Genomic DNA, 22,191 nt, shown 5'->3' with positions numbered 1-22,191 from the left:
TCGGGCAGCCACGCGAGGTTCGCGAAATGACTGCCGAGGGTGGGTCGCGTGGCTAACGTGCGGACTGTGACACCGACCACACTGGGCTCCTTCCTGAGGCCCGACGGGTTCGAGCCGCTGAGCGCGGCGGCCGTGCTGCGCGAGAGCAGCGTGGTGACCGAGCTGGGCCGCTACGCCTGGCAGCGCGGCCGGAGCCGGCTGGGCCGACGGCCCTTCGCCGGCTCCGCCCCGACGCGCGACCTGGACCCGGTGGTGCTGGTTCCCGGCTTCCTCGCCGGTGACGCCAGCCTGGCTCCTCTGGCACGGGCGCTGCGCCTCGACGGCATGCAGACCTTCCGCTCCCACATCCACGCCAACGTCGGCTGCACCGCCAGCGCCGCGGACCAGCTCGAGGCGCGGCTGGAGTCGGTCGCCGCCCGCCGCGGCCGACAGGTCCGCATCGTCGGGCACAGCCTCGGCGGGATGCTCGCCCGCAGCGTCGCGGCTCGCCGCCCCGACCTGGTCTCGGGGATCGTCACGCTCGGCAGCCCGGTGCTGGCGCCCGGGGCTCACCACCCCAGCCTGACCGCCAGCGTCGAGGTGCTGGTCCGGCTGAGCAGGGCGGGGCTGCGCGGGCTGATGGCCGAGGACTGCGTCTCCGGGGAGTGCGCCCGGGCGGCCTTCGACCAGTGCCGGGCACCGCTCGCCCAGACGGTGACCTACACCTCCATCTACTCCCGGCGGGACGGGGTGGTCGACCACCGCGCCTGCCTGGACCCGCAGGCGCGCCACGTCGAGGTGACCTCGTCGCACCTGGGGATGGTGGTCGAGCCCCGCGTCATCGACCTGGTGCGCCGCACCCTGGTCGAGCCGCGGCCGCTCTCACTTGTCGAAGTCGATCGCGGAGAAATTGCGTAGCTTGCCCAGCTGGTGCTCGGAGATGATGTTGCGGATGGTGCCGCTGCGCGAGCGCATGACCAGCGAGTGCGTGGTCGCCGCCCCGTTGGGCAGGTAGCGGACGCCCTGCATCAGCTCGCCGTCGGTGATGCCGGTGGCGACGAAGAAGCAGTCCTCGCCGGTGACCAGGTCGTCGGTCGACAGGACGTGGTCGGGCTCGAGGTTGTGCCCGGCGTCGAGGGCGCGCTGCCGCTCCTCGTCGTCGGTGGGCCAGAGCCGCCCCTGGATCACGCCGCCGAGGGCCTTCATGGCGCAGGCGGCGATGATCCCCTCCGGGGTCCCGCCGATGCCGAGCAGCAGGTCGATGCCGGTGCCCTGGCGGGCCGCCATGATCGCGCCGGCCACGTCGCCGTCGCTGATGAACTTGATCCTGGCCCCCGCCTCGCGGATCTCCCCGGCCAGCCCCTCGTGCCGCGGGCGGTCGAGGAGCACGACCGTGACGTCCTCGGGACGCCGGCCCTTGGCCTTGGCCACGAGATGGATGTTCTCGGCGACCGGGAGACGGAGGTCGACGACGTCGGCCGCCTCGGGGCCGGTCACGAGCTTCTCCATGTAGAAGACCGCCGACGGGTCGTACATGGTGCCGCGCGGGGCCACCGCCAGGACCGCCACGGCGTTGCTCATCCCCTTGGCGGTGAGCGTGGTGCCGTCGATGGGGTCGACCGCCACGTCGCACTCCGGACCGGTGCCGTCTCCCACGCTCTCGCCGTTGTAGAGCATCGGGGCGTTGTCCTTCTCGCCCTCGCCGATGACGACCGTGCCGTTCATCTGGATGGTCGAGATCATCACCCGCATGGCGTTGACGGCCACGTCGTCGGCGCCGTTCTTGTCGCCCCGCCCGACCCACCGGCCGGCGGCCATCGCCGCGGCCTCGGTCACCCGGACCAGCTCCATGGCGAGGTTGCGGTCGGGGGACTCAGGGGCGACGTGGAGGTCCGTGGGCGTCATGGGTCGCATGTTATCGAGCGGGATCCGTCGCCCCGCGTGGGCGGGCTGGCGCGGACAGGACGGCGCCCGGGTGGGTGAACCGGCCGACCTGCAGGCTGAGAGGATGGCGGGGTGAGTGAGAAGCCCGGGCGCCACCAGACCTCGATGGGCGCGATGATCGGGGCGATGTCGGTCCTGGTCGTCGCCGTCCTGGCCTTCGTGCTGCTGAGGGACCTCAACCGGCAGAGCGCCGAGACCACGGTCGAGCCCGTGGACTGGGAGACCGCTGTGGTCGCGGCCCAGGAGGCTGGGCACGACGTGGTCCACCCCGCCGAGCTCCCCGCCGGCTGGAAGGTCACCAGCCTCTCGTTCACGCCCACCGACCCGCCGGTCTGGGGCCTCGGCATGCTCACCGACACCGGGAAGTACGTCGGCCTGCGTCAGGAGGACGAGTCGGTCGACGACCTGCTCGAGGTCTTCGTCGACGAGAAGGCCTCCGAGGGCGAGCCCGTCCGGGTCGGGGGCGACCTCGGGGGTGAGTGGCAGGTCTTCACCGACGCCGGGGGCGACACCGCCCTGGTGCGGGAGCGCGACGGCGACGTCGTGATGGTCTACGGGTCGGCCCCCCGCGACGTGATGGAGGAGTTCGCCTCCCGACTGACCGAGGAGCCGCTGGCCGGGACGGCGACGCCGGGCTCCTGAGGGCGTCAGCCCTCGGGGTCGCCCTCGATCGCGGCGTCCAGCCGCTTGCGAGCCCCGTCGAGCCACTCCTCGCACGCCTTGGCCAGCACCTCGCCGCGCTCCCAGAGCCGCAGCGACTCCTCCAGGGTCGTGCCGCCCTGCTCGAGGGTGCGGACCACCTCGACCAGCTCCTCCCGGGCGTCCTCGTAGGACAGCTGCTTGGGTTCAGCCATTGCTCGCTCCTGTGCTCCGTCGGGTCATGGGGTCTGCTCGCCGCCGATCGGCTCGTCCTCGGCCGCCGTCGCGGTGACGTGGAGGCGGCCGTCCGCGAGGCGCACGGTGAGCGCAGCTCCCGCGTCCACGCCGGCCACCGAGGTGACCACGTGGCCCTCCGCGTCCTGGACCACGGCGTAGCCCCGCTGCAGGGTGGCCAGCGGGGAGAGGGAGCGGGCGCGGGCGCGGTGGTGCCCCACGTCGTCGGCGGCGCGGTCGAGCCGGTGGGAGAGCGTGCGCCTGGCGCGGTCGCGCAGCGCGTCGATCTCCTCGGCGCGGACGTCGAGCAGGTGGCGGGGGTCGGCCAGCGCGGGGCGTGAGCGGAGGTCGTCGAGACCTCGCTGCTCGCGCTCGAGCAGCCCGCGGAGCTGGGAGCGGATCCGGTCGCGCGCCCACCGCACGCCGTTGAGCTCCTCGGTCATGTCCGGGACGACCAGCTTGGCGGCGTCGGTGGGGGTGGAGGCGCGGACGTCGGCGACCAGGTCGAGCAGCGGCTGGTCGGGCTCGTGCCCGATCGCGGAGACCACCGGCGTGCGCATCGTGTGGACCGCGCGCACGACGGCCTCGTCGCTGAAGGGGAGCAGGTCCTCGACCGACCCGCCGCCGCGGGCCACCACGATGACGTCGACCTCGGGGTGCCGCTCCAGCCGGTCGAGGGCCTCCATCACCTCCGCCGCCGAGCGCGGGCCCTGCATGGCGGCGTAGGCCACCTCGAAGCGCACCGCCGGCCACCGCCGCCGCGCGTTCTCCAGCACGTCGCGCTCGGCCGCCGACCCGGGGGCGGTGACCAGGCCGACGGCGTGCGGCAGGAACGGCAGGCGGCGCTTGAGCTCGGGGGCGAAGAGCCCCTCGGCGGCCAGCAGCTGGCGGCGTCGCTCCAGCCGCGCCAGCAGCTCGCCCAGGCCGACCATCCGGATCGACCGGACCGAGAGGGAGAGCGAGCCGCGGTTGGCGTAGTAGCTGGGCTTGGCGTGCACCACCACGCTCGCCCCCTCGACCAGCGGCGGGTTGAGCCCGTCGAAGAGGCTGCGGGCACAGGTCAGCGGCACCGAGATGTCGGCGACGGAGTCGCGCAGGGTGAGGAAGACGGTCTGCACGCCCGGGCGGCGGTTGACCTGCGCGATCTGGCCCTCGACCCACACGGCTCCCAGGCGGTCGATCCAGCCCGAGATCGCGTTGGCGATCTGCCGGACCGGTGCCGGCTGCTCCGATGAGGTCTCCAGGGCCACGGCGGCCACCCTAGGTGACGGCGCCGACAGGTGATCCCTGCGCCGGGCCCGTAGACTCGCGTGCCATGAGCATCGACCTGGGTACGCCGACCGTCCTCTCGGCCGAGGAGGCGGAGAAGGCCGTGCTGCTGGCCGCCCCCCGCGGGTACTGCGCCGGCGTCGACCGGGCCGTGATCACGGTCGAGAAGGCCCTCGACCTCTACGGCGCCCCGGTCTACGTGCGCAAGCAGATCGTGCACAACAAGCACGTGGTCTCCGGCCTCGAGGCCCGCGGTGCGATCTTCGTCGAGGAGCTCGACGAGGTGCCCGCCGGCGCCACCGTCGTCTTCTCCGCCCACGGGGTCTCCCCGGCGGTCCACCAGCAGGCCGCCGAGCGCGAGCTGAAGACGATCGACGCCACCTGTCCGCTGGTGACCAAGGTCCACCACGAGGCCAAGCGGTTCGCGGCCGACGACTACGACATCCTGCTGATCGGGCACGAGGGCCACGAGGAGGTGGAGGGCACCGCGGGCGAGGCCCCCGAGCACATCCAGCTCGTCCAGTCGCCCGCCGACGTCCCCGGCATCGTCGTGCGCGACGAGTCGAAGGTCGCCTGGCTCTCCCAGACCACCCTCTCGGTCGACGAGACGCTGGAGACGGTGGCGGCGATCCGGGAGCGGTTCCCGCTCCTGCTCGACCCGCCCTCGGACGACATCTGCTACGCCACCCAGAACCGTCAGCTCGCGGTCAAGGAGATCGCGGTCGACGCCGACCTGGTGATCGTGGTCGGCTCGGGGAACTCCTCCAACTCGGTCCGTCTGGTCGAGGTGGCTCTCGAGGCGGGGGCCAAGGCCTCCTACCGGGTCGACGACGCCTCCGAGATCGACGAGGCCTGGCTCGACGGCGTCCGGACGGTCTCGGTGACCTCGGGTGCCTCGGTCCCCGAGGACCTGGTCGACGGGGTGCTGGCCTTCCTCTCCGCCCGCGGCTACCCGGACGCCAAGGCGGTCCGCTCCGCCGAGGAGTCGCTCATCTTCGCCCTGCCCCCGGAGCTGCGGCGCGACCTGCGCAAGGCCCAGCAGGGGTCCTGATGGCCAGGTACGTCGACGTCCACCCCGACAACCCGCAGCCGCGGCTGATCCGCCAAGTGGTCGACGCGCTGCGCGACGACGCGCTGATCGCCTACCCGACCGACTCCGGCTACGCCCTGGGCTGCCAGCTGGGGAACCGCGAGGGCCGCGACCGGATCCTGCGGATCCGGCAGCTCGACGAGCGTCACGACTTCACCCTGATGTGCAAGGACTTCGCCCAGCTGGGGCAGTTCGTCAAGCTGGACAACTCCGCCTTCCGGGCCATCAAGGGGGCCACCCCCGGGCCCTACACCTTCATCCTGCCCGCGACGAGCGAGGTGCCCCGGCGGCTGATGCACCCCAAGAAGAAGACGGTGGGCGTCCGGATCACCGACCACCCCGTGGTCTGCACGCTCCTCGACGAGCTGGGGGAGCCCTTGCTCACCAGCACGCTGATCCTGCCCGGGGAGAGCGAGCCGCGGACCCTCGGGTGGGACGTCAAGGAGGAGCTCGACCACCAGGTCGACCTGGTGATCGAGGCCGGTGAGACCTCCGCCGAGCCGACCACGGTCGTCGACTGGTCCGAGGGCTATCCCGAGGTGGTCAGGGTCGGGTCGGGCGACCCGTCGCGCTTCGAGAGCTGATCGTGGCGCCACCACCAGGTGGCGAGCGAGAGCGCGTACCCGGCCAGCAGGGCGGTGCTGTGGTGGGTCAGCCCGCTGATCACCGACTGGACGACACCGTCGTCGTGCTCGGCGATCAGCTGGGGTGCGGTGAGGCCGAGCAGCACGAAGACCGAGACCATCAGCACCGGGGGGAAGAGCCCCATCACGAACCAGCCCTCCTCCTTCACCCGGACCGCCAGCGCGAGGCAGAGGGTGATGAAGCACAGGTCGAAGAAGAGGCTGAGACGGCCCACCATCAGGTGGTCCAGCACCACCACGGTGAGCGCGACGGCCAGCCCGAGCGCCACCACGTGGCTCTCGGACTCGTTGCCGTGCACCCACGGCTGCCGGGACCGGCTCACGGCGCCCAACCTAGGGCCTGGCTCACGCTCCGGTCTCGCGGCGCGCCGCCGCTCGCTGGTCACTGCCGACGCCGCTGCCCCCGCCGCTGCCCCCGCCGCTACTGCCCCCGCCGCTGAGGCGCTCCAGGTCGGGGAAGGGGGTCTGCTCCTCCACCAGGGCCAGCTCCGGTGCGGAGACGGAGCGGGGGGTCAGCTCGACCTGCTTGACCTCGGCGAGCGAGGTGTCGACCAGCCCCAGGCCCTCGAGGCGACGGGCCGTGACGAGCACGCGTCCCTCCAGGGAGCCGACCGCCTGGTTGTAGGCCTTGACCGCGTTGGTCAGACCGCGGCCCACCTGGGCGACGTGGTCGCCCATCGTGCCGAGCCGGTCGTAGAGCTCGCGGCCCAGCCGTTGGACCTCCGCCACCTGGCTGGTGAGCGTCTCGTGGCTCCAGCCGTGGGCGACGGTGCGGAGCAGGGCGATCAGCGTCGTCGGCGTCGCCAGCACCACCCGGCGCTCGGCGGCATGCTCCAGCAGGTGCGGCTCGGACTCCAGGGCGGCCGACAGGAAGGCCTCCGCCGGGACGAAGAGCACCACGAACTCCGGGGTCTCGGGCAGCGACCGCCAGTAGGCCTTGCCGGCGAGGGAGTCGACGTGGGTGCGCAGCTGCCGGGCGTGCCGCGCGAGGTGGGCGTCACGCTCGTCGTCGTCCTCGGCGGCGGTCGCGTCGAGGAACGCGTCCAGCGGCACCTTGGCGTCGACCACGACGTGGCGACCACCGGCCAGGTGGACCACGAGGTCGGGCCGCAGCGCCCCGTCGTCGAGCCGATGCTGCTCGGAGAAGTCGCACCGCTCGACCAGGCCCGCCAGCTCCACGGCACGCTTGAGGTGCATCTCGCCCCACCGGCCGCGGACCTGGGGCTTGCGCAGCGCGGTCGCCAGCGACGAGGTCTCGCGCCGCAGCGACTCGGTGGTCATCCGCATGCCCTGCACCTGGGCGTTGAACTCGCCCTGCCAGGTGGCCCGGTCGTGGTGCAGGTCCTTCAGCTGGTCGGCCAGCCGCTCCAGCCCCTCACGGACCATCGCCTGGTCGGCGGCCCGGGACTCCAGGGCGGCGACAGCGGCGCCGGCGGGGGCGCGCGACCCGGCCCACAGCCAGCCGATGAGCGCGCCCAGGGCGAGCCCGAGGGCGAGGCCGGTCACCAGTGTCAGCACGGTCGAGAGGTCCATGGCCACGATCATGGCCGCCACCTCCGACAGTCCTGGGAGGCGGCGCGTCGGCCCGCGTGTCAGGCGAGGTCGGCGACCACCGGGGCGTGGTCGGAGGCGCCCTTGCCGGCCCGCTCGTCGCGGTCGATGAAGGCGTGGGTGACCCGGGCGGCCAGCGAGGGGGAGCCCAGGATGAAGTCGATCCGCAGGCCGCGGTTCCGCTCGAACCGCTGCCGGTAGTAGTCCCAGTAGGTGTAGTTGTCCGGCTCCGGGGTGAACGGGCGGACCACGTCGGCGTACCCGTCGTCCAGGAAGCCCTGGAAGGCGGCCCGTTCGGCCGGCGTGACGTGGGTGCTGTTGCGGAACTGGGCGGGGTCGAAGACGTCGTCGTCGGTGGGGCAGACGTTCCAGTCGCCGACCAGGGCGGTCTCCTCGCCGAGCCAGCCCTGGGCCTGCTCGCGCAGGCGCGCCAGCCAGTCCAGCTTGTAGACGTAGTGCGGGTCGGCGGGCTTGCGGCCGTTGGGGACGTAGAGCGACCAGATCCGCACCCCGCCGCAGACGGCGCCGATCGCGCGGGCCTCCGCCTCGAGCGGGTCGCCGTACCCGGGCATCCCCTGGAAGCCGACCTGGACCTCCTCCAGCCCGACCCGGCTGATCAGGGCCACGCCGTTCCACTGGCTGGTGCCGGCCGCGGCGACCTCGTAGCCGAGCGACTGCAGGCCCATCAGCGGCAGCTGGTCGACCTTCGCCTTCGTCTCCTGGACGGCGAGGACGTCGACGTCGTGGCGCTCCAGGAAGGCCTCGACGCGGTCGATGCGGGAGCGGAGGGAGTTGACGTTCCAGGTCGCGATGCGCACCGGCGGAGTCTAGGCGAGGAAGCCGGTGAGCAGCCCGGGGGTGGCCGCGTTCGCCAGCGCCACGGCGCGCTCCTGGGGGATGTCGGTGACCACCACCCGCTCCTGTCCGGCCGCCGTGGTGGCGACCAGGGTGGCCAGCCCGACGCGGCGCTGGAACCACGTCTGCTCCACCACCCAGCCGATGATCCCGTCGCGCTCCAGGACGGTGCGGGTCCGGGTGGTGGTACCGCTCCCGACGACCAGGTGCCGTGAGGTGAGGGCGTGGCCCAGGTGGGTGTACGCCGCCTCGGCGAGCACCGCGCCGAGGACGGCAAGGGCGGGCACCGCCGCCCAGGGGAGCCACTCGGGCACCCAGGAGAGCCACTCCCGGACGGGCCGGAGGAGGTCGAGCTGGAGCACCGCCAGCACGACGAGGAGGGCCACGGTGGCCCACTGGTGCCGGACGTGGCTGCGGCGGCGGGCGGCGGCTCCGTGCGCCTGCAGCGGCACCGCGAGCGGCTGGTCATCCTCGACGACGGCGGCCCCCACGGCGGTGGCGACCCCGACCGGGCAGGGCGGCAGCAGGGTGGTCACCCCGTTGCTCACGCCCGTGGCGAGGGTGGAGAGCTCGGCCCCTCGGACCAGCCGGAGCAGCACCTTCTCGTCCAGCTCGACGCCGCGGATCCGCTGCTCCTCGATGCTCACCGACCGGGTGGTGAAGAAGCCGGCGACGAGGTGGAGGGAGCCGTGACCGCGGGTCAGTCGCAGGCCCCACCACTGGGCCAGGTAGCCGAGCATCGAGATCGCCAGCCAGCCCAGCAGCGCGGTGCCTAGGACCAGGGCGACCATGACGACGAGCGCGAAGCCGGTGAGCCACTCCCAGAAGCTCTCCACGTCGCCCTGGTCGAGGACGGGGAAGTCGTCGAGCACCTGGGTCAGGAAGCCGAGTGCGCCGGCGACCACGACCAGCCGGGCCAGGCTGAAGGGGGCGAACCGGACCCACGTCGGGTCGAGCACCGCCAGCACCTGCTCGTCGGAGGCGGGCGGTGCCGCGGCGGGCCGTGGCTCGGGTGGCTGCCCGGGCTCACCCTGCCGGGCGTCTCCCGCCTCGACCTGCGTGGGCGCTCCCGACACCGACACCGACGCCGGCGCCGGCGAAGGGGCAGGCGAAGGGGCAGGTTGGCTGGTCCGGGCCAGCAGGACCCGGCGCAGGGTGGCGGCCTCCTCGACGGTGACGGCGTCCAGCACGATCCGCTCGTCGTCGACCCCGGTGCCGATCCGCACGGTGCGCAGACCCAGCAGCCGGTGCATCAGCGGCCCCTCGAGGTCGACGCTGCGGATTCGGTCGAGCCGGGCCGTGGAGGTCTTCTTGTTGAGCAGCCCGGTGCGCAGCTGGAACTGGACGTCGTCCAGCCGGAACCAGGTGGTCAGCCACGGGATCACCCCGAGGCCCACCGCCCCGATCAAGAAGAGGGGGAGCGCCGCCAGCGTCCACAGCGGGCGACCGCTGCCGCTCAGGCCGATGACGACGGCGATCAGCGGCAGCAGGAAGGAGCGGAGCACCGCCAGCGGGTCGAGCAGCAGCTTGCGCGCGCTCAGCCGGCGCCACCCGTCATCAGGGTCGGCGGGGTCCACCGGATCCGTGGCGGCCGGGACTTCCGGGACGTCCGGCGCCTCGGGCGCGCCGGACGCGTCCGCCTCGGTCACGTGGCGTCGTCCTCGCTGGTGGCGGTGATGGCGGAGAGCTGCGCGACGAGCTGCCGGGCGTCCTCGGCGTCCAGGCCCTCGATGGTGATCGGGCCGGCCGCGGAGGCGGTGGTGACGGTGAGGGAGGCGAGGCCGAAGAGCCGCATCACCGCGCCCTGCCGGGAGTCGACGGTCTGCACCCGGCTCAGCGGCGCGATCCGGGTCTCGACCGAGAGCCAGCCGGAGCGGGTGTGGACGGCGTCGGGGCTGACCTCCCAGCGGTGCACGCGGTAGCGGAGGCCGGGCATGACGAGCACGTAGCCGAGGTTGGCCGCGGTCCCTGCGACGACCAGGGCCGTGGCCCACCACGGCCAGCTCGGCAGCACGAGGAAGAGGACCCCGGCGATCGCCAGCTCGACCACCGTGGTGATCAGCGAGAGGGTCCGCCAGTAGCCGACCGCCCGGGGGGAGACCCGGTGCGCGGGCCCGCGGAGGGCGACCGGGTCCGGCGGGGGGACGCTCGCGTCGTCCGGGAGATCGATCAGCACGGCACGAGCCTGCCACAGCGCCGTGTGATTGGGAGGCCCGAGGTCGGCGGACCTAGACTCGACGCCCGTGGCCCTCACCATCGGGATCGTCGGACTCCCCAACGCCGGCAAGTCGACCCTCTTCAACGCGCTGACCAAGAACGACGTGCTCGCCGCGAACTACCCGTTCGCGACGATCGAGCCCAACGTCGGCGTGGTCGGGGTGCCCGACTCCCGCCTGGCAAAGCTGGCCGAGATCTTCGGCAGCGAGAAGATCCTGCCCGCGACGGTCGAGTTCGTCGACATCGCCGGCATCGTCCGCGGCGCCTCGCAGGGGGAGGGCCTGGGCAACAAGTTCCTCTCCCACATCCGCGAGTCCGCGGCGATCTGCCAGGTGACCCGGGTCTTCCGCGACGAGGACGTCACCCACGTCGACGGCGAGGTCAATCCCGGCAACGACATCTCCACCATCCAGACCGAGCTGATCCTCGCCGACCTGGAGACGGTGGACCGGGCGATCGCCCGACTGGAGAAGGAGTCGCGCAAGGTCAAGGAGCTGGTGGCGAACCTCGAGGCCGCCCGCGAGGCGAAGGAGGCACTCGAGTCCGGGACGCCGATCAGCTCGACCACGATCGACCGCAGCCTGCTGCGCGAGCTCTCGCTGCTCACCGCGAAGCCCTTCATCTACGTCTTCAACTGCGACGCCGACGAGCTCGGCGACGAGGCCCTCAAGTCGAAGATGCGTGAGCTGGTCGCGCCCGCCGAGGCGATCTTCCTCGACGCCAAGTTCGAGTCCGAGCTGGTCGAGCTCGACGACGAGGAGGCCGCCGAGTTCCTCGCCGAGGCCGGGGTCACCGAGCCCGGCCTGGAGGTGCTGGCCCGGGTCGGCTTCGCCACCCTCGGCCTGCAGACCTACCTGACCGCCGGCCCCAAGGAGACCCGGGCCTGGACGATCCCCCAGGGCGCCACCGCGCCCGAGGCGGCCGGTGTCATCCACACCGACTTCCAGAAGGGGTTCATCAAGGCCGAGATCGTCTCCTTCGACGACCTCGTCGCGGCGGGCAGCATGGCCAAGGCCAAGGAGGCGGGCAAGGTCCGCATCGAGGGCAAGGAGTACGTGATGGCCGACGGCGACGTGGTGGAGTTCCGCTTCAACGTGTAGTCGCGTTCCGGTTCAACGTCTGAAGGCGTCCGGCAGGGCTCGCTGGTCGGGTGCTCCCGTTACCGGCCAGCGATGCGGTTGATCGTGTCTAGTAGTTCAGTGAAGGTCTTCCGTCCCTCTGACGAAAGCCTGACCAGGGTTACGCCATAGCGTGAGCGGCGTTCTTTGGCGACTTCGACCAGCCCCCGTTCCTCGAGATCGCGGATGATCTTCGAGAGGTCAGATGTGGACAGTCCGGTGGTGTCCTGCAGCGCGGAGTAGTCTGCTTGCTCCACTTGATTCAGATGCGCCATCGTGACGAAGCGTTTCGGTGCGACCAGATGTGCGTCGAGTTCGTTGTGCGCCATGCGTGTCTCAGCGACGGAGCAGCAGGATGACGTAGAAGGCCAACCAGGCAGCTGGTGCGAGGCCCGCGAAGACGAAGGCCTCGGGGAAGGGGATGGTCTCCCCGCGAGTGATCCCTCGCCAGATGGGGATAAGTAGCCACACTGTGAAGGCCACGGTTGCGAGGTCCGCCTTGAGTCGAGGTTCGTTCGCCCGTTTGAGGCGGCTTGCGAGCCAGCCATGCGAGGTGAACAGTGCGCACAGGGCGGGAAGGATCGCCCACCAAGGGTGACCGCTCAGAGCGACAACCCCTGCCGCGAACGAGCAGGTGGCTGTCGCTGCGGTGCTCGCGTGATCGATGATCGTGATCTGTCGCCGCGGTCTTCCCGGGACGGAGGCGAGAAGGCGCTGTGCCTCGTCGGGCGTGACGATTCTTTGGTCTTGGTGGGGACCAGTAGGAAGAGCCGAGTTCATGTAGCCATGCTCGCAACTACTTGCATAATGTGCAAGTAGTTGTCTTCTAGTCAGGACGCTTCTGCTCGTCCTACTTCTGGCCAAAGGTTGCTCCGTACCGGAACGTGGTGGAGTTCCGCTTCAATGTCTAGCGTTGTCGGGGTTCGCTAGTAGGCGTTGAGGATTGTCGATTCTCGGGGTCGAGTTGGTCCGCAGACAGTCCGCACGCCCGTCGGGACGTGGCGGTCGTGGAGTCCGAGTCGGTCCACCGCTACCGCCCGCTGCTGAGCTATGTCGCGGCGGGGGAGGCCACGATGGCCTCCCTGGAGAAGCCCGCTGCGCAAGCAGGTCGCCGTCCTTGCCCACAACCTGCGCCACCCCGAGGGCTCGGCGCAGCGCTGCGACCGCTACGCCCTCCCGGTCGCCTACTTCCGGCGGATCCTGCGGGGCAAGGTGCAGTCAGCGGGCAGGTCATCGGCCGAGTGTTCGTCCGGCGGCGGGGTGGACGGGTTAGCCTTCGCGCATGGGGGATCTGTCACGTCGCGCGCGGGTGCGCACGGCGGCGCACGACGTCGGCGTCGACTCTGTGGGGCAGCACGCGTCAACGACGCCGCAGAGTCCGATCTGGGAGCTGCCCGACGACGAGCGTCCTGTGGAGGGTCTCGACGAGCACGGTGAGCCGGATCCGGAGTACGCCGCGGCGCTCGGTCTGCGCTCGGCACCTCTGGGGCGCCGGGCGCTCGCCGCCGGGATCGACGTCGGCATCTTCGCGCTCCTCCAGCTGCCGTTCGTCCTCTGGGCGTTGCCGCTCATCGGCCGCCTGCTTCGGGGGCGCATCTCCTGGTACGGCTTCACCAACCATCCCGACTTCCTGGTCGCTGTCATCGTCTGGGCGGTCACCGCGCTGCTCTCGATCATCTTCTTCGTCGCCCAGCTCTTCATGCAGGGCCGATGGGGATTCACCCTCGGCAAGCTCGCCACCGGGCTGCGGGTGGTGAATGTCGCCACGCTCGGGCCGCCACGCTTCTGGCGGACCACGGGGCGGGCCCTGACGGCCTGGTTGCCGCTGGTCACGGTGGTGGGCACGCCGGTGGTCCTGGCTTCCCCCGCCTGGTCCGCGGCCCACCGTGGACGCGGTTGGCACGACCGTGCCGGGGCGGCGTGGGTCGTCGACGTGCGCGAGGGCATGAACCCCTACGACAAGAAGCGGATGCGGATCGCCCGCAAGACCATCACCTCGGCCCCCGCGCCACGCCCCAAGGGACTGCCGTCGCTCGCCACGACGCCCGACGGCGCCGCCCGCAGCGGCTACCGTCCGGGAGCCAGGACGAGCGCGGGCGTGCTGGGCGCCGCTCGCCCGCACGACCGGGACCGCCGGGTGGTGGTGGGGCTGACCGGCCTGGAGCCGGGTGAGACCGCACCGCCGCCCGAGGAGGGAGCCAGTGGACCTCGCCTGGGGGCGTACCTGGTGCAGGAGCCTGCCGAAGTCGGCCCCGCCGTCTCCCCGGTGGTGCCCGGGCTGCCCGAGAGCACTCCCGCGACGGCGCCGCCGCCGCCGCCAGCTCCAGTGCTGGCTGCGCCCCCGCCCGGGGTGGGCATGACCCTGGTCCTCGACAACGGGGAGCGGATCGCCCTCTCGGGTCCGGTGGTGGTCGGCCGCTCGCCCCGCTCGGTCGACGGCGCGCTGCCCCTGACGATCAGCGATCCGGGGTTCTCCATGTCGAAGACGCATGCGCTGCTCCGCCCGTCGCCGACAGGCCTGGAGGTGATCGACCAGGGCTCGACCAACGGGACCCTGCTCGTCCAGGGGGGACGCGAGCACCAGGTGGCAGCCGGCGAGATCGTCGTCGCCGGGGTCGGGGACACGATCCGTATCGGCGACCGCACCATCACGGTGCTGGCCACCTGAGCGCACAGACCGTGGCGCTCGTCGCGGCTCGAGAAGGGTAGTGGATGAAGGTCAAGCTGACGCTCCTGCGCGAGCGTGCGGAGCCGGTGGACGTGGTCGTGACGGCGGACTCGACGGCGACGGCCGCCGAGGTCGCCCGCTACATCGTGGAGTCCGATCCCGCACGCTCGATGCTGGTGGGACCCGACGACGTCCTGACCCTGGCCGTCGCCCCGCCCGACGGGTCGGAGCTCACGCCGCTCGACCCCTCGGTGCACATCGGCGAGGCGCCGATCGGCTCCGGGTTCACGGCTGCGGTCGTCAACCGCGGCGCCCGCGGCTCCGTGAGCGCCGCCCCGTACGGGTCCCGCAGGCAGGTCGGCACCCTGGTCGCCACCGCCGGTCCGTTGCGCGGCCAGGAGTTCCCGGTGCACCTGGGGCAGGCGACGATCGGGCGCGCTCCCACCAACCAGATCGAGCTCGCCGACCCGATGGTCTCCCAGCTGCACGCGCGGATCGAGGTGGGTCGCCGCGTCGAGCTCGTGGACCTGAACTCGGCCAACGGGATCCTCTTCGACGGGGTGCCCGTGCAGCGGGTCTGGCTCACCCCGAACCGGGCTGTGGTGATCGGTGCCACGACCCTGGTCATGCACCTCTCCAGCGACCTCGAGGAGGACGCGGGGGAGATCCTCGAGCGCGGCGGCGGTCTGCAGTTCAACCGCAGCCCCCGCGTCGAGGTGCGCTACCCGGGGACCGAGCACCCGCCGCCCCGGATGCCCACGGAGACGGCGGACAAGGTCTTCCCGTGGACCATCCTGGTGGCCCCGATCATCATGGCGCTCGCCATCTACGCCCTCACCGGGCGGGAGCGCGCGCTGCTGCTGATCTTCCTGACGCCGATGATGGCGCTGGGCAACTTCATGAACCAGCGCACCCAGACGGCGACGAAGAAGAAGTACGAGGCCGAGCTCTTCGAGCGCCAGTTCGAGAAGCTCGAGGAGACCCTCTTCCACTCCAAGCCGGAGGAGGAGTTCGCCCGGAACGCCGAGGTCCCCCCGGTCGCGGAGGTCTACGACCACGCCGCCCGGCTGGGCCCGCTGCTGTGGACCCGCCGGCCCGAGCACTGGAACTTCCTGGCCCTGCGGCTCGGGACGACGAGGTCACCCTCGCGCAACTCGATCGGGGACCGGGACAACCAGGACGGGCTGCCGGAGTACATCGAGCGCCTCGATCGGCTGCGCGAGCGCTACCGGTACGTCGACGACGTCCCGGTCCTGGAGTCGCTGCGGGTCGTCGGCTCGCTCGGCGTCGCCGGCCCGACCGCGCTGGCCGCGGACGTGCTCCGTGGCCTCGCCGTCCAGCTCTACGGCCTGCATGCGCCCAACGAGGTGGTGACGGTCGCGATCGCGGGCGACAGCTGGATGCCCGAGCTCTCGTGGCTGAAGTGGCTCCCGCACACCACGAGCGAGACCAGCCCCTTCAAGGACCTGCCGCTCGCCGACTCGCCGCCGACCGCCAACGCGCTGCTCAGCGCGTTGGAGGAGTACGTCATGCGCGCGGGTCAGCGCCCGGAGCCGCGTGGGCCGTTCCCGGAGCGGTGGAACCCGACGCTGTACGGCACCGACGTGGCGCGCGCCGCCGAGGAGAAGACCACCCGCCAGCCGGTCTCGGTCATCGTCATCGTGACCGACGACGCGCCCGTCGACCGACCGCGCCTGGTGCAGGTGCTCGAGCGGGGAGCCGACGTGGGCGTGCATGCCGTCTTCTGCTCGCCGACCGTGGAGTCCCTGCCCGCCACCTGCCGCAGCTTCGTCGACGTCACGGCGGGACTGGACGACGCGACCGTCGGCCTGGTCCGCAACGGCGACCTCTTCGAGCACGTGGTCGTCGAGGGGGTCTCCAGGAACTACATGTACACGTTCGCCAAGCGGATGGCCCCGGTCGTCGACGTCAGCACCGTGATCCAGGACGCCTCCGACATCCCCAACTCGGTGATGTTCCTGTCCCTGGTGGGCAAGGAGACCGCGCACGATCCCGAGGCTGTCATCGAGCGGTGGCGGCAGAACAACACCATCATCGACCGCACCCCGGGGGAGCGTCCGCGGTTGAAGAACGCGGGCAACCTGCGCGCCATCATCGGCCAGGGCGCCAGCGACGCGATGACCCTCGACCTGCGCGGGCAGGGTCCGCACGCCCTGGTCGGCGGGACGACGGGTGCCGGCAAGTCGGAGTTCCTCCAGGCGTGGGTGCTCGGCCTGGCGGCCGCCCACAGCCCGGACCGGGTGACCTTCCTCTTCATCGACTACAAGGGCGGCTCCGCGTTCGCCGACTGCGTCGAGCTGCCGCACTGCGTCGGGCTGGTGACCGACCTGAGTCCGCACCTGGTGCGCCGCGCGCTGACCAGCCTGCGGGCCGAGCTCCACCACCGCGAGCACCTGTTCAACCGCAAGAAGGCCAAGGACCTGCTCGAGCTGGAGCGCCGTCAGGATCCCGAGTGCCCGCCCGCGCTGGTGCTGGTGATCGACGAGTTCGCGGCCCTGGCCAGCGAGGTCCCGGAGTTCGTGGACGGTGTCGTCGACGTGGCGCAGCGGGGTCGCTCCCTGGGCATCCACCTCATCATGGCCACCCAGCGCCCGGCCGGGGTCATCAAGGACAACCTGCGTGCCAACACCAACCTCCGGGTGGCGCTGCGCATGGCTGACGAGTCGGACTCCAAGGACGTGGTGGACGACCCGGTGGCCGCGACCTTCCCTGCCAGCCTGCCGGGGCGTGGGATCGCCAAGACCGGTCCGGGGCGCCTCACGCCGTTCCAGTCCGCCTACGTGGGCGGCTGGACGAGCGAGGACGAGGTCCCGACGGCCGACGTGCGGGTGGCGGAGCTCCGCTTCGGCTCGATCATCGAGTGGGAGCCTGAGCGGGCGGCGGAGTCGGACTCCCATGACGAGGACCTGGGTCCCAACGACCAGAAGCGCGTCGTCACCACGCTGATCCGGGCCGCCGACGTGGCCGGCCTGCCGACCCCGCGGCGTCCGTGGCTCGACGACCTCGCGAACGTCGTCGACCTGCGCGACCTGCCCGCGCGGGGCGACGGGCAGATCCTGCTGGGGCTCGCGGACCTCCCGGAGAAGCAGCAGCAAAACGCCACCTACTTCGTGCCCGACCGCGACGGCTCGATCATCGTCTTCGGCACCTCGGGATCGGGCAAGACGACGGTGCTCAAGACCATCGCCACGGCCGCGGGCATGCGCCCCGACCTCGGCACCTGCGAGGTCCACGGGCTCGACTTCGCCTCCGGCGCCCTCGGCTCGCTCGAGCGGCTGCCGAGCGTGGGCTCGATCATCGACGGTGACGACGCGGAGCGGGTGCAGCGGCTGCTGCGGACCCTCGGCCAGGAGCTGGACCGGCGCTCGGAGCTCTTCGCCCAGGCACACGCGGCCAACCTCACCGAGTACCGGGAGCTGGTCGATCCGTCGCTGCCCCGGATCATCCTGCTGATCGACAACTACCCGGCCTTCAAGACCGAGTGGGAGATCAACTCGGCCCGGGCGCCGTACTACCAGGTCTTCATGCGGCTGCTGGGGGAGGGGCGTCCCCTCGGGGTGCACGCGGCGATCACCGCCGACCGCAGCGGCGCCGTGCCCACGGCGGTCGCGGCGAACATCTCGCGCCGAGTGGTGCTCCGGCTGGCGGACGTCAACCAGTACACCCTGCTCGGGGCGCCGAAGGACGTCCTCGACGACACCTCGCCGCCCGGCCGCGCCGTGGTGGACAAGAACGAGGTGCAGATGGCGGTGCTCGGTGGGACCGCCAACGTGGCCGAGCAGACCAAGGCGATGGACGCGCTCGCCACCGAGCTGCGCGCCCGCGGGGTGCCGGACGTCGCGCCCATCGGCGCACTGCCCACCCGGATCGACAGCTCCGAGCTGCCCGACCTGGTCGACGGGCAGCCAGTCTTCGGCATCGGCGAGGACACGCTGGGGCCCTGCGGCTTCGAGCCGGTCGGCCTCTTCGTGGTCACCGGGCCGCCGCAGTCGGGCAAGACGAACGCACTGCGCGCGCTGGTGAGGGCGGTGGAGCGGTTCGACCCCGACGTCAGGCTCTTCCACTTCGGCGGCCGCCGCTCCGAGCTGACGTCGTACCGCGAGTGGGTGCGCAGCGCCACCCGGCCCGAGGACCAGAAGGAGCTCGCCACCGAGCTGGCCGAGATCGTGGCCGACGAGTCGGTGAAGGGACGGATCATGGTCGTGATCGAGGACGTGCCGCACCTGATCGACGGGCCGGCCGACCGGGCCATGCGGGCCCTGCTCCAGGCGATCTCCAACAGTGAGCACCTGCTGGTGGGCGAGGCCGACATCTCCCGGGCCACCAGCAGCTCGGGGATCCTCGGTGCCTGGAAGGCGGACCGCCAGGGGATCGCGCTGAAGGCGGACACCCACGACGGCGACAACCTGTTCAAGGTCCCCTTCGGCCGGGTGAAGAGGACCGACTTCCCCGACGGTCGCGGGATCTTCGTCCAGGCCGGCCGTGGAATTACCGTCCAAATGCCCGTAGCCGATGTTTAGATGTCGCTCCACGGGGGGAATCTCACCTCCGACAGAGGGCCGGGGGGCTTCTGAAAACCCTCAGGCCATACCAAAGAGGACGGACTGAGCGATGAGCGACTTCGGCGCAACTTACGACGAGATGGAAAGCACCGCCACCAAGCTGGACGACGGCAAGGAGTCCATCGAGAACGCCCTGACCGAGTGCCAGGGCTACGTGGACGAGCTGGTCCAGGACGGCTTCAAGACCGAGAAGGCGTCGGGCAAGTTCCAGGAGGGCTACGAGGAGCTGACCACCGGCCTCAAGGACGCGTCCAACGGCGTGACCGACATGGCCCAGGCTCTGCGCGACATGGCCCAGGCCATCCGCGACCTCGACGACCAGCTCGCCGGAGGCTGACCGTCCGTGGTGGGGCCGCCCGCACCGGGCGGCCCCGCCACCACCGGGGTGATTCGGAAGGAACCACACCATGGCTGACATCTACATCACGCTCGACCAGCTCGAGCAGGTCGTGACGCAGCTCGACGCGATCACCGACGAGTTCGACAACGCCACCTCGAACTCCGAAGCGCTCGAGTCCGCGATCGGGAAGCCCTTCGGGGAGGGCAGCCTGCGCGACAAGGCGCGCGACTTCGAGGAGCGCTGGGACGACAAGCGCGGCGAGCTGAACGACAGCCTGAAGGGCATCAAGGAACACGTGCAGGGAGTCGTCGACGGGATCAAGGACTGGGACGCCCAGACCGCGATCCAGCTGCAGGGGAGCTGACCCTCCGCTCAGGAGGATCTCCACCCCCACCCCGGGGCCGTCCGCGCGTACGCCCACGAAGCGACTCTTGTGTCGGGCCGGGCTCCACCCGCGTCAGGGAGAGCCCGCCCACCAACTAGAACCCAAGGAGAAGGACGATGGATCGATCGCCAACGCGGCAGCTCGAGATCGAGCGTGTCGAGGGGAGGCCTGGCGACATCATCGACCGCGGGGAGAAGATCGAGTCCCTGGGGCAGCAGATGCTGGACAGCGCGGAGGTGCTGAAGAGCATCAAGAACGAAGCCGTGGGTGACGGCAGCCAGAAGGGCAAGGCGATCGAGAAGCTCAAGGAGTCGATCGGAGACGCCTACAAGACCCTGGAGGAGGCAGGCAACCTCTATCAGCCGGTCGGCCCGGTCATCAAGGACTACGGCACGGCGCTGGACGAGTGCAAGCCGGTCATCAACAACGCCGTCGCCGACTGCGAGTCCAAGTGGGAGACCTACCAGAGCCTCCCGGGTGACAAGGACGGCCCGACCGACGCAGAAGACGTCTTCGACTTCGGGGCACTGACCAAGAAGGACGACGACGGGCCGACCGACGCCCAGAAGGACAAGGCCGCCAACAACGAGGCCAAGGCGCAGGCCTACGAGGAGTGGAAGGAGTCGGCTGAGGAGTTCGAGGCCGGCTACGACACCTGGGAGCAGGCCTTCAACGACGCGGTGGACAAGATCGACGACGAGCTCTCCGGGTCCATCAAGGACAGCTTCTGGTCGTCCCTGGCCGACTTCCTGGAGATCGCGGCCCTGGTCATCGGGATCGCGGCACTCATCATCGGCGGCCCGCTGATGGCGGCCATCGCGCTCGCGGTGGGCGCCGCGCTCCTGCTGGTGACGGTCATGGCCTACAAGAACGGGGAGAGATCAGGCACGGACATCGCCTTCGCGGCCATGGCCGCCATCCCCCTGTGCAAGATCACGTCGGTGACCAAGCTGCTGAACGCTGGCGCCGGGTCGACCAAGACCATCCTCAAGACCGCCACCGGGATCCAGGCCCTGAAGGGTGCCGGCACCCAGGCCGCCAAGATGGCGAAGGGCCAGCAGTTCCTCCACAAGGCCGGTCTGGCAGCGATCTTCAAGAACCACGGAGCCGCCGCCGGGTTCCGTCAGCTGTTCACCGGCTCCCGGACCGGTTTCACCCAGTTCCACCGCGGTCAGAAGAAGCTCTACGAAGGCCTGGCGTTCGCCGGGCTGCGCAACATGAGCTCGGTCAGGCGACTGGCCAGGGTCGACCAGGTGGTCACCTTCGCCGCGACCACGGGTCGCAACCTCGGTTACGCCAACCTCGCCGCGGGGCAGTTCGGCGGCAGCGTGCCGACGATCCCCAAGCATCCGCTCATCAAGTTCGCGACCTCCTAGGCTGTGGCGATGACGAACGAAGCCGGGTGGGTGATCGAGCTCGTCGACGAGGACCTCGACCTCGAGGGGTGGAGGTTCCTTCCTCCCGAGCTCGACGCGGAGTCGCGCGAGGATTGGCTGGCCGGATCAGCGGCCGAGATCGACGGCATGGTCGGGTGGGACGAGGACCAGGTCACGGCGCAGGAGGCTCGCGAGCTGCTCGAGCAGGCCCTGGAGATGAGGGCCCGGTCGGAGGCGGTGGCGATGCTGCAGGTGTGGCCTCCGTTCGACGGCCAGACGGCCATGTGCCTGGTCAACATCCTGCCCAGTGCCGCCATGCCGGCGTGGACCGAGCTGGACGACGCCGTCGTCCACCCCACGGACGCGCCGCACCTGGGTCGCGGTCTCCACGTGGTCACCCAGCGCACGGTCCCGACGGACGGCGGAGCCGAGGTCCAGATCACAGGCGTCCACTTCATCTTCGACAACGGCGAGGTCACCGTCATGCTGAGTCTCGATGAGACCCTGACCCCGCTGGTGGGGCTGACGATGCCCGGCCTCGTCGCGCTCACCCACAACATCCGCGTCGTCAACACCGCCGACGGCACGGCGTTCGAGGGCGTGGCGCCTCCGGGGCTGCTCGTCGAGGAGCCCTGGGACTTCGAGGTGACCCGATGACTGCCGCTGACCTACGAGCCGAGCTGGGAGTGCGCGCTGTGCCTGACTTCGAGATGACTCTGCCGACCGGATGGACGCGCAGACCCGTCGACGACAGCACGCTCGACGACATGCTCGGCTCGCTGCGCACCAGGCTGAGGGAGGCACACCGTCCGGACGCCTACGTCGAGCTACAGCCTCTGGTCAAGCAGTCGTTCCAGGCCATGCAGCGCGAAGGCGCGTTCGCGTTCTTCTCCGCGACCGAGCCTGACGAGTCGACCGTGTGGCTGCCTGCCTCCATCATCGCCTCCGAGCGGCGGGCAGAAGCGGGGCAGAACCTCGACGACCTCGCCACGGTGCTGATCCGGGAGCAGGGGGCGACTCCCCTCGCCGGTGACAAGCGGACGCTCCGCTTCGAACGTGAGAAGACCGTGCGCCTGGGCTCGCAGACGATGATCAGCCACTCGATCATCTACCTGACGCCGATCCCCGGCACGGGGCGGCGCCGGGCCCTGCAGCTGGTCGCCGGCTTCGGCCGCGCGCCCGACGAGCCGAGCGACGATCCCTTCGTGATGAAGACGAAGTACCTCTTCGACAGCTGCGTCGCCACGCTGAGGTGGAAGGCACCGCAGAGCCTCTGAGCCCTGGCCCGATTGTGAAGAT

General features: G+C 71.1%; 22 protein-coding genes. 12 read left to right on the top strand and 10 right to left on the bottom strand.

Translation table 11 applies throughout. The features are described 5' to 3' along the window. Positions 1–66: 66 nt before the first annotated feature. Positions 67–897, top strand: a complete 831-nt coding sequence (locus tag AC3X7R_RS00645) for an alpha/beta fold hydrolase (protein WP_489963610.1) — start codon at positions 67–69, stop codon at positions 895–897. On the opposite strand, the gene glpX is transcribed toward AC3X7R_RS00645, so the two are convergent. Further along, positions 862–1,884 carry a class II fructose-bisphosphatase gene (gene glpX / locus AC3X7R_RS00640; protein ID WP_489963609.1) on the bottom strand — a complete coding sequence of 341 codons (1,023 nt, stop codon included), beginning with the start codon at positions 1,882–1,884 and terminating at the stop codon, positions 862–864. The genes AC3X7R_RS00645 and glpX overlap by 36 nt on opposite strands. Before the next feature lie 111 nt (positions 1,885–1,995). Here glpX and AC3X7R_RS00635 point away from each other — a divergent pair, with 111 nt between their 5' ends. Continuing rightward, a complete protein-coding gene (locus AC3X7R_RS00635) occupies positions 1,996–2,565 on the top strand; it encodes a DUF4245 domain-containing protein (protein WP_489963608.1) in 570 nt (189 codons plus the stop codon). Between the two features lie 5 nt (positions 2,566–2,570). Here the strand turns inward: AC3X7R_RS00635 and AC3X7R_RS00630 are convergent, their stop codons facing one another. Beyond that, positions 2,571–2,777, bottom strand: a complete 207-nt coding sequence (locus tag AC3X7R_RS00630) for an exodeoxyribonuclease VII small subunit (protein ID WP_489963607.1) — start codon at positions 2,775–2,777, stop codon at positions 2,571–2,573. A 24-nt stretch (positions 2,778–2,801) separates the two neighbouring features. Continuing rightward, entirely contained in the window at positions 2,802–4,046 is a 1,245-nt protein-coding gene (gene xseA / locus AC3X7R_RS00625; protein WP_489963606.1) for an exodeoxyribonuclease VII large subunit, read from the bottom strand. Positions 4,047–4,111: 65 nt separating this feature from the next. Between xseA and AC3X7R_RS00620 the strand changes: the two genes are divergently transcribed. Continuing rightward, entirely contained in the window at positions 4,112–5,116 is a 1,005-nt protein-coding gene (locus AC3X7R_RS00620; RefSeq protein ID WP_489963605.1) for a 4-hydroxy-3-methylbut-2-enyl diphosphate reductase, read from the top strand. Beyond that, positions 5,116–5,739 carry an L-threonylcarbamoyladenylate synthase gene (locus AC3X7R_RS00615; protein ID WP_489963604.1) on the top strand — a complete coding sequence of 208 codons (624 nt, stop codon included), beginning with the start codon at positions 5,116–5,118 and terminating at the stop codon, positions 5,737–5,739. The genes AC3X7R_RS00620 and AC3X7R_RS00615 overlap by 1 nt, the downstream gene beginning before the upstream one ends. Here the strand turns inward: AC3X7R_RS00615 and AC3X7R_RS00610 are convergent. Genes AC3X7R_RS00610 through AC3X7R_RS00590 form a run of 5 tightly spaced genes read right to left on the bottom strand, consistent with a single transcriptional unit; the run spans position 5,685 to position 10,381 of the window. Further along, entirely contained in the window at positions 5,685–6,122 is a 438-nt protein-coding gene (locus AC3X7R_RS00610) for a DUF6542 domain-containing protein (RefSeq protein ID WP_489963603.1), read from the bottom strand. The genes AC3X7R_RS00615 and AC3X7R_RS00610 overlap by 55 nt on opposite strands. Before the next feature lie 22 nt (positions 6,123–6,144). Then, on the bottom strand, positions 6,145–7,344 hold the full coding sequence (locus tag AC3X7R_RS00605) for a DNA recombination protein RmuC (RefSeq protein ID WP_489963602.1): 1,200 nt from the start codon (positions 7,342–7,344) through the stop codon (positions 6,145–6,147). Between the two features lie 47 nt (positions 7,345–7,391). After that, positions 7,392–8,168 (bottom strand): exodeoxyribonuclease III, encoded by a 777-nt coding sequence (locus tag AC3X7R_RS00600; protein ID WP_489963601.1) that lies wholly within the window; start codon positions 8,166–8,168, stop codon positions 7,392–7,394. A 9-nt stretch (positions 8,169–8,177) separates the two neighbouring features. Further along, a complete protein-coding gene (locus AC3X7R_RS00595; RefSeq protein WP_489963600.1) occupies positions 8,178–9,854 on the bottom strand; it encodes a PH domain-containing protein in 1,677 nt (558 codons plus the stop codon). Then, positions 9,851–10,381 (bottom strand): PH domain-containing protein, encoded by a 531-nt coding sequence (locus AC3X7R_RS00590; protein ID WP_489963599.1) that lies wholly within the window; start codon positions 10,379–10,381, stop codon positions 9,851–9,853. The genes AC3X7R_RS00595 and AC3X7R_RS00590 overlap by 4 nt, the downstream gene beginning before the upstream one ends. A gap of 67 nt (positions 10,382–10,448) precedes the next feature. Here AC3X7R_RS00590 and ychF point away from each other — a divergent pair, with 67 nt between their 5' ends. Further along, positions 10,449–11,522: a redox-regulated ATPase YchF gene (ychF, locus tag AC3X7R_RS00585; protein ID WP_489963598.1), complete on the top strand. Its 1,074-nt coding sequence runs from the start codon at positions 10,449–10,451 to the stop codon at positions 11,520–11,522. Between the two features lie 59 nt (positions 11,523–11,581). Here the strand turns inward: ychF and AC3X7R_RS00580 are convergent, their stop codons facing one another. Together AC3X7R_RS00580 and AC3X7R_RS00575 are read right to left on the bottom strand one after the other, a co-directional pair. Then, on the bottom strand, positions 11,582–11,869 hold the full coding sequence (locus AC3X7R_RS00580) for a transcriptional regulator (protein WP_489963597.1): 288 nt from the start codon (positions 11,867–11,869) through the stop codon (positions 11,582–11,584). 7 nt (positions 11,870–11,876) lie between these two features. Beyond that, entirely contained in the window at positions 11,877–12,023 is a 147-nt protein-coding gene (locus tag AC3X7R_RS00575) for a hypothetical protein (protein WP_489963596.1), read from the bottom strand. 799 nt (positions 12,024–12,822) lie between these two features. On the opposite strand from AC3X7R_RS00575, the gene AC3X7R_RS00570 reads away from it, so the two are divergent. The 7 genes from AC3X7R_RS00570 (at position 12,823) to AC3X7R_RS00540 (ending at position 22,169) form a co-directional block, all read left to right on the top strand. Next, the gene (locus AC3X7R_RS00570) at positions 12,823–14,208 is read left to right on the top strand and encodes an RDD family protein (protein ID WP_489963595.1); all 1,386 of its coding nucleotides are present in this window, start codon (positions 12,823–12,825) and stop codon (positions 14,206–14,208) included. Between the two features lie 44 nt (positions 14,209–14,252). Continuing rightward, complete coding sequence (locus tag AC3X7R_RS00565; protein ID WP_489963594.1) at positions 14,253–18,749, top strand: type VII secretion EssC family protein; 4,497 nt, start codon at positions 14,253–14,255, stop codon at positions 18,747–18,749. A 91-nt stretch (positions 18,750–18,840) separates the two neighbouring features. Then, positions 18,841–19,128 (top strand): WXG100 family type VII secretion target, encoded by a 288-nt coding sequence (locus AC3X7R_RS00560; protein WP_489963593.1) that lies wholly within the window; start codon positions 18,841–18,843, stop codon positions 19,126–19,128. A 70-nt stretch (positions 19,129–19,198) separates the two neighbouring features. Continuing rightward, on the top strand, positions 19,199–19,495 hold the full coding sequence (locus tag AC3X7R_RS00555) for a flagellar protein FlgN (RefSeq protein WP_489963592.1): 297 nt from the start codon (positions 19,199–19,201) through the stop codon (positions 19,493–19,495). Positions 19,496–19,632: 137 nt separating this feature from the next. After that, a complete protein-coding gene (locus AC3X7R_RS00550) occupies positions 19,633–20,892 on the top strand; it encodes a hypothetical protein (protein ID WP_489963591.1) in 1,260 nt (419 codons plus the stop codon). Positions 20,893–20,901: 9 nt separating this feature from the next. After that, positions 20,902–21,549, top strand: a complete 648-nt coding sequence (locus AC3X7R_RS00545) for a hypothetical protein (protein ID WP_489963590.1) — start codon at positions 20,902–20,904, stop codon at positions 21,547–21,549. Next, on the top strand, positions 21,546–22,169 hold the full coding sequence (locus tag AC3X7R_RS00540; protein WP_489963589.1) for a hypothetical protein: 624 nt from the start codon (positions 21,546–21,548) through the stop codon (positions 22,167–22,169). The genes AC3X7R_RS00545 and AC3X7R_RS00540 overlap by 4 nt, the downstream gene beginning before the upstream one ends. The last annotated feature ends 22 nt before the right edge of the window (positions 22,170–22,191 follow it).

Source organism: Nocardioides sp. Z22_16, assembly GCF_058134365.1.
This window is presented reverse-complemented; position numbering and strand designations above follow the sequence as displayed.

Coding starts and splice junctions, on each gene's coding strand:
- AC3X7R_RS00570 (WP_489963595.1), top strand. CDS start 12,823: ATGGGGGATCTGTCACGTCGCGCGCGGGTGCGCACGGCGGCGCACGAC.
- glpX (WP_489963609.1), bottom strand. CDS start 1,884: ATGACGCCCACGGACCTCCACGTCGCCCCTGAGTCCCCCGACCGCAAC.
- AC3X7R_RS00540 (WP_489963589.1), top strand. CDS start 21,546: ATGACTGCCGCTGACCTACGAGCCGAGCTGGGAGTGCGCGCTGTGCCT.
- AC3X7R_RS00565 (WP_489963594.1), top strand. CDS start 14,253: ATGAAGGTCAAGCTGACGCTCCTGCGCGAGCGTGCGGAGCCGGTGGAC.
- AC3X7R_RS00620 (WP_489963605.1), top strand. CDS start 4,112: ATGAGCATCGACCTGGGTACGCCGACCGTCCTCTCGGCCGAGGAGGCG.
- AC3X7R_RS00550 (WP_489963591.1), top strand. CDS start 19,633: ATGGATCGATCGCCAACGCGGCAGCTCGAGATCGAGCGTGTCGAGGGG.
- AC3X7R_RS00605 (WP_489963602.1), bottom strand. CDS start 7,344: ATGATCGTGGCCATGGACCTCTCGACCGTGCTGACACTGGTGACCGGC.
- AC3X7R_RS00560 (WP_489963593.1), top strand. CDS start 18,841: ATGAGCGACTTCGGCGCAACTTACGACGAGATGGAAAGCACCGCCACC.
- AC3X7R_RS00580 (WP_489963597.1), bottom strand. CDS start 11,869: ATGGCGCACAACGAACTCGACGCACATCTGGTCGCACCGAAACGCTTC.
- AC3X7R_RS00545 (WP_489963590.1), top strand. CDS start 20,902: ATGACGAACGAAGCCGGGTGGGTGATCGAGCTCGTCGACGAGGACCTC.
- AC3X7R_RS00615 (WP_489963604.1), top strand. CDS start 5,116: ATGGCCAGGTACGTCGACGTCCACCCCGACAACCCGCAGCCGCGGCTG.
- AC3X7R_RS00555 (WP_489963592.1), top strand. CDS start 19,199: ATGGCTGACATCTACATCACGCTCGACCAGCTCGAGCAGGTCGTGACG.
- AC3X7R_RS00630 (WP_489963607.1), bottom strand. CDS start 2,777: ATGGCTGAACCCAAGCAGCTGTCCTACGAGGACGCCCGGGAGGAGCTG.